The following is a 9432-nucleotide window of genomic DNA, read 5'->3' as shown; positions in this document are numbered from 1 at the left end:
CCCCCCCCCCCCCCCCCCCGCGCCCGGTGCTCAGATCCGGTCCACCGCCACGGCGTCGAACTCGGTGTCCGGCAGCGGCGGGTCGATGTCGAAGCGCGCGTTGGGCAGGTAGAGCCGGTCGCCCCAGGCGGCGACCGTCGTCGGGATGCGGAACCGCTCGTCGGTGATGCGGCCGATCGCGGTGCCCCGCGTGCCGGCCGCGTTCAGCCGGAACACGTCGATGGCGTTCTGCCACTGCTGGACCGCGTAGAGGGTCCGGCCGAGCAGCAGCAGGCCGTCGCCGTTGGGCAGCCGGGCGGCGCCGAGGTCGACGGCGCGCGCGGTGCCGGTGCGCGGGTCGACGCGCATCAGCCGGCCGCCGTCCGCGAAGACGTTGACCACCAGCAGGGCGCTGCCGTCGGGGGTGCGCTCGATGCCGTTGGCGGTGAAGTCCGGGCCCTGCTCCCAGTCCCCGCCCAGGGTGACGGTCCGCAGTCCGCCGGGGCGGCCCCGTTCGTCGAGGGCGACGCGGTGCAGGACGGCCGCGTAGGAGTCGGTGAACCAGGCGGCGTCCGGGGTGAGGACCACGTCGTTCACGAAGGTGGTGCCGGTCGCGTAGATCCTCTCGGTCTCGCCGGTACGGACGTCCACGGTGCGTATCTCGCCGCTCTCCGCGCCGGCGACGAAGAGTCTGCCGTGCCGGTCGAGCCTGAGTCCGGCGGCGCCGTGTCCCGCGCCGGGGCCCTCGGCGACGACCGCGCCGCGGCCGGTGGCCAGGCTCGCCCGGTAGATGTCACCGTCGACGAGCGAACCGAAGTAGGCGTACGGGGCGCTGCCGATGGCGATGCCCTCGGGCCGGAAACCGGTGGGCAGCGGGAACCGCCGCGGCCAGGGGCCGCGTCCGGCGGCCGCGGCCGGGCCGCCGGTCAGCGTCACGCCGGTCAGGGCCGCGCCCGTCGATGCGGCGGCGGAGGTGAGCAGTGAGCGTCGTGCGAAGGAACGGTCGGTGGGTGCCACGGTGCGTCCTTCCGCGAGGGGGCCCGGCCGTGCGGGCGGGCCCGCGTTCGTCAACAGACGCCTCACAGCTCAGCACAGGCACCGGGGCCTCCGCAGGCGTTGCCCGCGGAGGCCCTTCTGCCACTTCGGACCATCGCTGGAGAGCGACTTCGGAGCGGCGCTAGAGATGCACCGGAGATGCGCTAGAGAGCGACGCCCAGCAGCGCGTCCACCGCGCGGGAGACGAGGCCGGGGGCGCCGGTGTCCGTGCCGCCCGACTCCTGCTGGAGCGCGGCCCAGCGGTCCACCGCGGCGAGCGCCGACGGGGAGTCGAGGTCGTCGGCGAGAGCCGCGCGGACCTCCTCGACCAGTGCCTCGGCGGACGGGCCGTCGGGCCGGGAGACGGCGGCGCGCCACCGCTCCAGGCGGGCGACCGCGTCCCGCAGGACCTGGTCGGTCCACTCCCAGTCGGAGCGGTAGTGGTGGGCGAGGAGGGCGAGCCGGATCGCGGCCGGGTCGACGCCGTCGCGCCGCAGCCGCGACACGAAGACCAGGTTGCCCCTGGACTTGGACATCTTCTCGCCGTCCAGGCCGACCATGCCGGCGTGGACGTACGCCTTGGCCATGGGGAACTCGCCGGTCAGCGCCTGGGCGTGGGAGGCGCCCATCTCGTGGTGCGGGAAGGCGAGGTCGGAGCCGCCGCCCTGGACGTCGAAGCCCATGCCGAGGTGGTCGAGGGCGATGGCCACGCACTCGATGTGCCAGCCGGGCCGACCGCGGCCGAGCGAGGCGCCGTCCCAGCTGGGTTCGCCCTCGCGGGCCGCCATCCACAGCATCGGGTCGAGGGGGTTCTTCTTGCCCGGCCGCTCCGGGTCGCCGCCGCGCTCGGCGGAGAGCAGCCGCATGGCCTCGGCGTCGAGGTGCGAGACCTGGCCGAAGTGCGGGTCGGACTCGACGGAGAAGTAGACGTCGCCGTCCAGCTCGTAGGCGGCGCCCGCGTCACGGAGCCGCTCGACCAGGGGGACGATGCCCGGTATGGCCTCGACGGCGCCTATGTAGTGCCGCGGCGGCAGCATCCTGAGCGCCGTCATGTCCTCGCGGAAGAGGGCCGTCTCCTGCTCGGCGAGGGCCGTCCAGTCGACGTCGTCCCGGGCGGCCCGCTCCAGCAGGGGGTCGTCGACGTCGGTGACGTTCTGGACGTAGTGAACCTGCCGCTTGGTGTCGAGCCACACGCGCTGCACGAGGTCGAACGCGTTGTAGGTCGCCGCGTGACCCATGTGGGTCGCGTCGTACGGCGTGATGCCGCAGACGTATATGCGGGCGACGGGACCGGGGTCCAGGGTGACCGGACCGCCGGTCGCGGTGTCGTGAATCCTCAGGTCGCGGCCCTGACCAGGCAGGGCGGGGACCTCGGAAGCGGGCCAGGCATGCATGACACGAGCGTAACCGGACGGATGTTCCGTACACGAACCGGACGGGGGCAGGATGACCGGTTAGGCGCTCTTGCCGATCATCCCTCCATGTGCTGCGGCCTGGTGCTACACCGGCGGCCAGGGGATCGCCGGCCACTCCCCGCCCGGTTCGGGGTGGGTGCCGGCGGCCAGCAGCGCGTCGACACGCGCGCGTACGGCGTCGGTCTCGGCGGGCGTGATCAGCTCGGCCAGTCGGGTGGCCAGGCCCCCGCCGTCCCTCAGCGCCTCCCGCAGGCCGCCGAGGACCGCCAGGGCCTCCTCGGTCAGCGGCTCCCCCGCCCAGCCCCACAGCAGCGTGCGCAGCTTGTTCTCGGTGTGGAAGGTGACGCCGTGGTCGATGCCGTAGAGCCGGCCGGCGGCGGGCAGCAGGTGGCCGCCCTTGCGGTCGGCGTTGTTGATCACCGCGTCGAGGACGGCGAGGCGCCGCAGCCGCGCGTCGTCGGCGTGCACCAGCAGCGCGGTACGCCCCTCGCCGACCTCGGCGAACCCGATCGCCTTCCAGCCCGGCTCCGGCTCCTCACGGTCCACCAGGGCGAGCAGTCCGGTGTCCGGGGCGGTCTCGGGAGCGGTCTCGATCCACTGCTGGACCATTCCCTCGCCGTACGGCCCGTCCCGCAGCACGGTGGGCGGGACGAGGCCCCAGCCGGTCGCCTCGGAGACCGCGTACGCGGCGACCTCGCGCCGGGCGAGGTCGCCGTCGGGGAAGTCCCACAGGGGCCGTTCACCGGCGACGGGCTTGTAGACGCAGGCGGTCTCGCGGCCCTCGTGCGCGACCGTGCAGTACAGCGCCGCGTTGGAGGCGTCGGGGATGCGGCCGCGGACGGTCAGCTCGCCCTCGGTGAGCAGCCGGACGAGCGGCTCGTCGGCCGTCACGTCCGGCGTCGTGTCCGTCGTCACGCTCCGCGGCGGTATCCGTTCTGGCGCGGACATACGTGTCCTTCCGGGTCGAGCGGGAGGCTGCACAGCGGGCACGGCGGCCGCCCGGCGTTGACGACGTCCAGGGCGCGCTTGGCGAAGGCCCTGGCCTGCGCGCCGGTGAGGCGGACCCGCAGCATCGGGGGGCCGTTCTCCTCGTCCTGGAGAAGCCTTTCCTCTGCTTCGGCGAGATCCTCCTCGGACTCGGCGTCCAGCTCCACCAGGGCCTGCGCCTCGACGATCATGCGCTGCTCGTCGCCGTCCCAGGCCAGCGCCATGGTGCCGACGCGGAACTCCTCCTCGACGGGGGCGTCCAGCGGCCCGGTGTCGGCCGGGTCGGCGGGCGCCACGGCGGGGACGGAGGCGCTGCCGCCACTGCGCCGCACGACCTCGTCGAGCAGCTCGTCCATGCGCTCGGCGAGTGCCGCGACCTGCGTCTTCTCCAGGGCCACGCTGGTCACCCGGGGGCCGGCCGTGGCCTGGAGGAAGAACGTACGGCGTCCGGGCAGTCCGACCGTGCCGGCCACGAAGCGGTCCGGCTGGTCGTAGAGGAACACCTGACGGGACACGTCCTGTCTCCATTGAGAGTCGGGGGTGGCTACTGCTGGGACCGCTTCACCCTACTGCGGCCGACGATCACGGTGCGCCCGCACCGCCTCCGACCGTCGCGTCGTCGCCCGGCGGTTCCTCGGGGGGCGCGAGGGAGCCGAGGTCCCCGGTGTCGCCGAGGCGCAGCAGGAACGGGCGCAGGCGGGTGTAGCGGATCGCCGTGACGGAGCACGGTTCGACGTGGATGCGCTGGAACAGGTCGAGGTGGAGGCCGAGCGCGTCCGCGACGAGCGACTTGATGACGTCGCCGTGGGAGCACATGAGGTACACGGCGTTCGGGCCGTGGTCGCGCTCCACGCGCGCGTTCCACTCGCGTACCGCCTCGGCGGCGCGGGTCTGCATGGTGCGCATCGACTCGCCGCCGGGGAAGGCCGCGGCGGAGGGGTGCGCCTGCACGATCTCCATCAGCGGCTCGTCGCTCAGCTCGGCGATCTTGCGGCCGGACCAGTCGCCGTAGTGGCACTCCCCGATCCGTTCGTCGGTGTGGGCGCGCAGGCCGGGGCGGGCGTCGAGCAGCGGCGCGAGCGTCTCCCGGCAGCGCTGCAGGGGGCTGGTGACGACCTCGGAGAGCGGCAGTGCGGCGAGCCGGGCGGGCAGGGCGGCGGCCTGGGCGGTCCCCCGTTCGTCGAGGGCGACGCCGGGCGTCCAGCCGGCGAGCAGTCCCTCGGTGTTGGCGGTGGAACGTCCGTGCCTGACCAGGATCAGCGTGGGCATGCGCCAAGGGTAGGCGTACAGCACCGGGCACCGACGTCCGGGCGAGGGGAGAATGGGTTCGGTGATCGTCGACTGTGCCATCTACCGGGACGGGCACCGCACCGAGGGCCCGGCGGACTTCTCCGACGCGCTCGACGAGGCGCGGTCCGCGGGCGGGTTCGTGTGGATCGGGCTCCATGAGCCGACAGAGGAGGAGTTCGAACACGTCACGCGGGAGTTCGGCCTGCACCCGCTGGCCGTGGAGGACGCCCTCAAGGCCCACCAGCGGCCCAAGCTGGAGGTGTACGACGACTCGCTCTTCGTGGTCGTCAAGCCGGTGGTGTACGAGCCGGAGAGCGACACCGTCTCCTCCGGTGAGGTGATGGTCTTCCTCGGCGACGCGTTCGTGGTGGTCGTCCGGCACGGTGAGGGCGCCGCGCTGAAGGCGGTGCGGCAGCGGCTTGAGAAGGAGCCCGAACTGCTCGGCAAGGGGCCGACGGCCGTGCTCTACGCGATCACCGACGCCGCCGTCGACCACTACCTGGAGGTGGCCACCGAACTCCAGACCGACCTGGAGGAGCTGGAGGCGGAGGTGTTCTCGCCGGACGTCGGCGGCTCCCGGAACACGGCGGGCCGGATCTACACCTTCAAGCGGCAGGTCCTGGAGTTCCGCCGGGCGACCGGGCCGCTGGCGCTGCCGCTGAACCGGCTGGCGGGCACGGGCGCGTTCGGCGCGGCGGTGCCGTTCGTGAACGACGCCGCGCGGCCGTTCTTCCGGGACGTGCAGGACCACATCCTGCGGGTCAACGAGTCGGTGGACGGCCTGGACCGGCTGGTCTCCGACATCCTCTCGGCGCACCTGGCGCAGATGAGCGTCCGGCAGAACGACGACATGCGCAAGATCTCCGCGTGGGCGGCCATGGCCGCGGTCCCCACGATGATCGCGGGGATCTACGGCATGAACTTCGACCACATGCCCGAGCTGCACTGGGTGTGGTCGTACCCGGCCGTGATCGCGCTCATGGCCGCCCTCGAGGTGCTGCTGTTCCGGCTCTTCAAACGCCGGGGATGGCTGTAGAGCACTGTTCAGGCGGGTTCGGGAGTCGCGGAGGGAGCGGGGCCGCCGAGGGCGTCGCGGCGTTCGGGCATCTCCAGGGAGACCATGCGGCGCCAGCCGCCGAGCCGCTCGTAGGTGTACATCGCGCGGATGCCGGCCGCGAGCACCGCCGCCTTGGGGCGCGGCCAGCGCAGGATGCGGCCCATGCGCGCCATCACGGCGAGGCTGACGTCGCGGTAGATGCCGATCTCGGCCAGCGCGCATTCGCGCAGGGTGCGCTGGATGAGCCGGCCGTGTCCGGCGGCGGCGAAGCGGAGCAGTTCCTCGTGGGTGTAGGCGAGGTGGTTGTCCTCGTCGGCGGAGATCATCCGGACGGCGTTGCCGACGTCGGGGTGACCGGCGAAGTACTTGCGGAGCATGACCATCTGGTCGGCCGCGCGCTGCTCGGTGACGCGGCTGTGCGCGAGGTAGGTGACGATGTCCTCGGTGGTCAGCCGCTGGTCGCCCTTGAGTTTCTCGTGGGCGAGACCGATGCCGTGCTGCTCCAACAGCGCGGTGTAGTCGGTCTCCGGGGGGACCTCGACGGGCTCCAGACGGCGCTTGCGCAGCAGCGCTTCGAAGATCCGGCCGTGTTTGTCCTCGTCGGCGCCATGCCGGGTGATCTTGGGGGCGAGATCGCGTTCGCTCTCCGGGACGAGCGCCGCGATCCGGGCGTTCTCCCAGCCGCCCTGCGACTCGCCGCTGGCCGCGATGGAGCAGAACAACTGGAACGACTCGTCGTGGTCGAGGATCTCCTGGAACAGACTCTTGGCCGACAGCATCACCCGTCACCTCTCCGCCTCTGCAGGTTCCGCGGAGAACGAGTCAAGTGCGGGACGTGAGGTGCGGCAACAGGTGTGCCGGACAACTCCGCCGAACGACGGACACGCGGGGCCATGAGTGGGCGTAACCACGCGCGCGTGCACGCGTTGTTCCCCGTGACGGCCGTGGCGGGGAAGACCCCCGAGCCCCCACCACGGCCGTGAAATCTCTGAGTGCGCCTCAGGCGAGCCCGGCTCGTTCGAGCGCCTCCGTGCCGGCCCGCAGCGCCGCGATCCGCTCGTCCAGGGTGAAGCCCGCGGGAGCGAGCGTCAGGGTGGTGACACCGGCCGCCGCGTAGGCCCGCATCCCGTCGGCGATGCGGTCGACGGAGCCGAGCAGCGTCGTCCTGTCGATCAGATCGTGCGGTACGGCGGCGCCGGCGCCCTCCTTGTCGCCGGACAGGTACTTGTCCTGGATCTCGGCGGCCTCCTTCTCGTACCCCATGCGCCGGGCGAGCTGGTTGTAGAAGTTCTGCTTGCGGCTGCCCATGCCGCCGACGTACAGCGCGGTGTACGGCCGGAAGGTGTCGGCGAGCGCGGCGACGTCCTTGTCGTCACCGAGAGCGAGCGGCACGGTCGGGCAGACGTCGAAGCCGTCGAGGCTCTTGCCCGCCTTCTCGCGTCCGGCGCGCAGGGGCCGGATCGCGGTCTCCTCCAGGTGCTCGGCGGAGGGGAAGATCAGCAGGGCGCCGTCGGCGATCTCGCCGGTCTGCTCCAGGTTCTTCGGGCCGATCGCGGCGATGTACAGCGGGATGTGCTCACGCTGCGGGTGCACGGTCAGCTTGATCGGCTTGCCGGGGCCGCCGGGCAGGGGCAGCGTCCAGTGCTGTCCCTCGTAGGAGAGCCGCTCACGGGTCATCGCCTTGCGGACGATCTCGACGTACTCGCGGGTGCGGGCCAGCGGCTTGTCGAACTTGACGCCGTACCAGCCCTCGGAGACCTGCGGCCCTGAGACGCCGAGGCCGAGCCGGAAGCGGCCGCCCGAGAGGGAGTCGAGGGTGGCGGCGGTCATCGCGGTCATCGCGGGCTGCCGGGCCGGGATCTGGAAGATCGCCGAGCCGACGTCGATCCGCTCGGTCTGCGCGGCGACCCAGGTGAGCACCGTGGCGGCGTCGGAGCCGTAGGCCTCCGCGGCCCAGCAGACGGCGTAGCCGAGGCGGTCGGCCTCCTGGGCGACGGCCAGATTGTCCGCGTCCATTCCGCCGCCCCAGTAGCCGAGGTTGATCCCGAGCTGCATGGCCGATCCCCTTACTGATCAGTAACGTCCCTGGTGCCCCGACCTTAGCGCGGTGAAATGGGTTGTCCACAGCCCCCCACAGGGGAAGCCGTGGCCAGTAATCTCGGCGTTCATGGAGCAGAGGCATCTCGGCCGAACGGGCCTGCGCGTGTCCCGTATCGGTCTCGGCACCCTGACCTGGGGCCGCGACACCGACGAGCACGACGCGGCGGAGTGCCTGAAAACCTTCTGGGAAGCCGGCGGGACCCTCGTCGACACCGCCGACGTGTACGGGGACGGGGAGGCCGAGTACCTGCTCGGCCGGCTCATGGAGCAGCTGGTGCCGCGCCGGGACCTGGTGATCTCCACCAAGGCCGGCTGCGTGCCCGACCCCGACCGGCGGTTCGACGGCTCGCGCGGTCATCTGCTCTCCGCGCTGGACGCCTCGCTGGTCCGGCTCGGCACCGACCACGTCGACGTCTGGCACGTGCACGCCTACGACCCGTACACGCCGCTGGAGGAGACGCTGCACGCCCTGGACCTGGCGGTGAGCAGCGGGCGCGCCCGCTACGCCGGGGTGTCCAACTTCTGCGGCTGGCAGCTCGCCAAGGCGGCGACGTGGCAGCTGGCGGCGCCCGGGGTGCGCAACCGGCTGGCGAGCACGCAGCTGGAGTACTCACTGGTGCAGCGCGGCATAGAGCGCGAGGTGCTGCCGGCCGCCCTGGACCTGGGGGTCGGGCTGCTGCCGTCCTCGCCGCTGGGGCGCGGGGTGCTCACCGGCAAGTACCGCGCGGGCACGCCGTCCGACTCGCGCGGGGCGTCGGAGCACATGGCGCCGTTCGTCGCGCCGTACCTCGACGACACGGCCGGGCACATCGTGGACGCGGTGGCCACGGCGGCGGACGGTCTCGCGGTGACCCCGCTGCAGGTGGCCCTCGCGTGGGTGCGGGACCGGCCCGGCGTGGTCGCGCCGATCGTCGGCGCGCGCAACGCGCGGCAGCTCGACGCGGCTCTGTCAGTGGAGGCGCTTAGTCTTCCTGACGAGATCTGCCGGGCCCTCGACGACGTGTCGGAGCCCGTGCACCGCTATCCCGATCACGACTGGAGCACGCTGTGAGCACGGAGCCCGAGCCCGAGTCCGCCGAGAACGTCGCGGATGACGCGGACGGTACGGGGGGTGTGCCCGCGGCGGGGGCCGAGGGCGACACCGGAACCACGGCCGGCGCGGGCACCGCGGACGGCACCGACGGTTCCAGCGGCTCCAGTGGCTCCAGTGGCTCCGACGGTTCCAGTGGCTCCGACGACTCCGACGTCAGCGGTGGTGACGCGGCTGAGGGTGACGGGGCCGGGGGCAAGCAGGTGTCCGAGGCCGAGGCGGAGCTGGCGGCCCAGCGGGTCGAGCGGGAGCGGATCGAGCGGCGGAAGGCCGAGCGCACGGGCCCCGTCGCGAGCGGCGCCAAGCTCAGCGGCACGGCGGCCGACCTGCTCGCCGCCGTACGGGCCGTGGAGGGCGGCGCCAAGCCGGTGGCCACGGTCTTCGCCGACCCGGCACCCGCGCCCCGCCGCCCGGCTCCCGAGGCCGAGCCGGTACGCCGGTCCCGGCCGGCCCCCGACCAGGTGCCCGGCGCGGCACCC

General features: G+C 72.9%; 9 protein-coding genes and 1 pseudogene. 3 read left to right on the top strand and 7 right to left on the bottom strand.

Translation table 11 applies throughout. The features are described from left to right. Window positions 1-30: 30 nt before the first annotated feature. The 5 genes from UW392_RS35955 to UW392_RS35935 all read right to left on the bottom strand — a co-directional run bounded on the left by UW392_RS35955 (window position 31) and on the right by UW392_RS35935 (window position 4685). Window positions 31-996: a superoxide dismutase gene (locus UW392_RS35955; protein ID WP_320779408.1), complete on the bottom strand. Its 966-nt coding sequence runs from the start codon at window positions 994-996 to the stop codon at window positions 31-33. Window positions 997-1178: 182 nt separating this feature from the next. After that, a complete protein-coding gene (gene mshC / locus UW392_RS35950; RefSeq protein WP_320779407.1) occupies window positions 1179-2408 on the bottom strand; it encodes a cysteine--1-D-myo-inosityl 2-amino-2-deoxy-alpha-D-glucopyranoside ligase in 1230 nt (409 codons plus the stop codon). A gap of 105 nt (window positions 2409-2513) precedes the next feature. Continuing rightward, window positions 2514-3377, bottom strand: a complete 864-nt coding sequence (locus UW392_RS35945; protein WP_320779406.1) for an SCO1664 family protein — start codon at window positions 3375-3377, stop codon at window positions 2514-2516. Then, window positions 3341-3931: a DUF3090 domain-containing protein gene (locus UW392_RS35940; RefSeq protein WP_320779405.1), complete on the bottom strand. Its 591-nt coding sequence runs from the start codon at window positions 3929-3931 to the stop codon at window positions 3341-3343. The genes UW392_RS35945 and UW392_RS35940 overlap by 37 nt, the downstream gene beginning before the upstream one ends. 67 nt (window positions 3932-3998) lie before the next feature. Beyond that, window positions 3999-4685 (bottom strand): histidine phosphatase family protein, encoded by a 687-nt coding sequence (locus tag UW392_RS35935; protein WP_320779404.1) that lies wholly within the window; start codon window positions 4683-4685, stop codon window positions 3999-4001. A gap of 61 nt (window positions 4686-4746) precedes the next feature. Here UW392_RS35935 and corA point away from each other — a divergent pair, with 61 nt between their 5' ends. Then, window positions 4747-5742 (top strand): magnesium/cobalt transporter CorA, encoded by a 996-nt coding sequence (gene corA, locus UW392_RS35930; protein WP_320779403.1) that lies wholly within the window; start codon window positions 4747-4749, stop codon window positions 5740-5742. Window positions 5743-5750: 8 nt separating this feature from the next. On the opposite strand, the gene UW392_RS35925 is transcribed toward corA, so the two are convergent. Both UW392_RS35925 and UW392_RS35920 read right to left on the bottom strand, forming a co-directional pair. Further along, window positions 5751-6542, bottom strand: a complete 792-nt coding sequence (locus tag UW392_RS35925) for a ferritin-like domain-containing protein (RefSeq protein WP_320779402.1) — start codon at window positions 6540-6542, stop codon at window positions 5751-5753. A 220-nt stretch (window positions 6543-6762) separates the two neighbouring features. Beyond that, on the bottom strand, window positions 6763-7818 hold the full coding sequence (locus tag UW392_RS35920) for an LLM class F420-dependent oxidoreductase (RefSeq protein ID WP_320779401.1): 1056 nt from the start codon (window positions 7816-7818) through the stop codon (window positions 6763-6765). Between the two features lie 112 nt (window positions 7819-7930). Here UW392_RS35920 and UW392_RS35915 point away from each other — a divergent pair, with 112 nt between their 5' ends. After that, window positions 7931-8914 carry an aldo/keto reductase gene (locus UW392_RS35915; RefSeq protein WP_320779400.1) on the top strand — a complete coding sequence of 328 codons (984 nt, stop codon included), beginning with the start codon at window positions 7931-7933 and terminating at the stop codon, window positions 8912-8914. Then, window positions 8911-9432: pseudogene (locus tag UW392_RS35910) on the top strand (DNA helicase RecD); the annotation flags it as partial. The gene UW392_RS35915 and the pseudogene UW392_RS35910, both read left to right, overlap by 4 nt.

The sequence above is a fragment of the Streptomyces sp. CRN 30 genome, from assembly GCF_034105845.1.
This window is presented reverse-complemented; position numbering and strand designations above follow the sequence as displayed.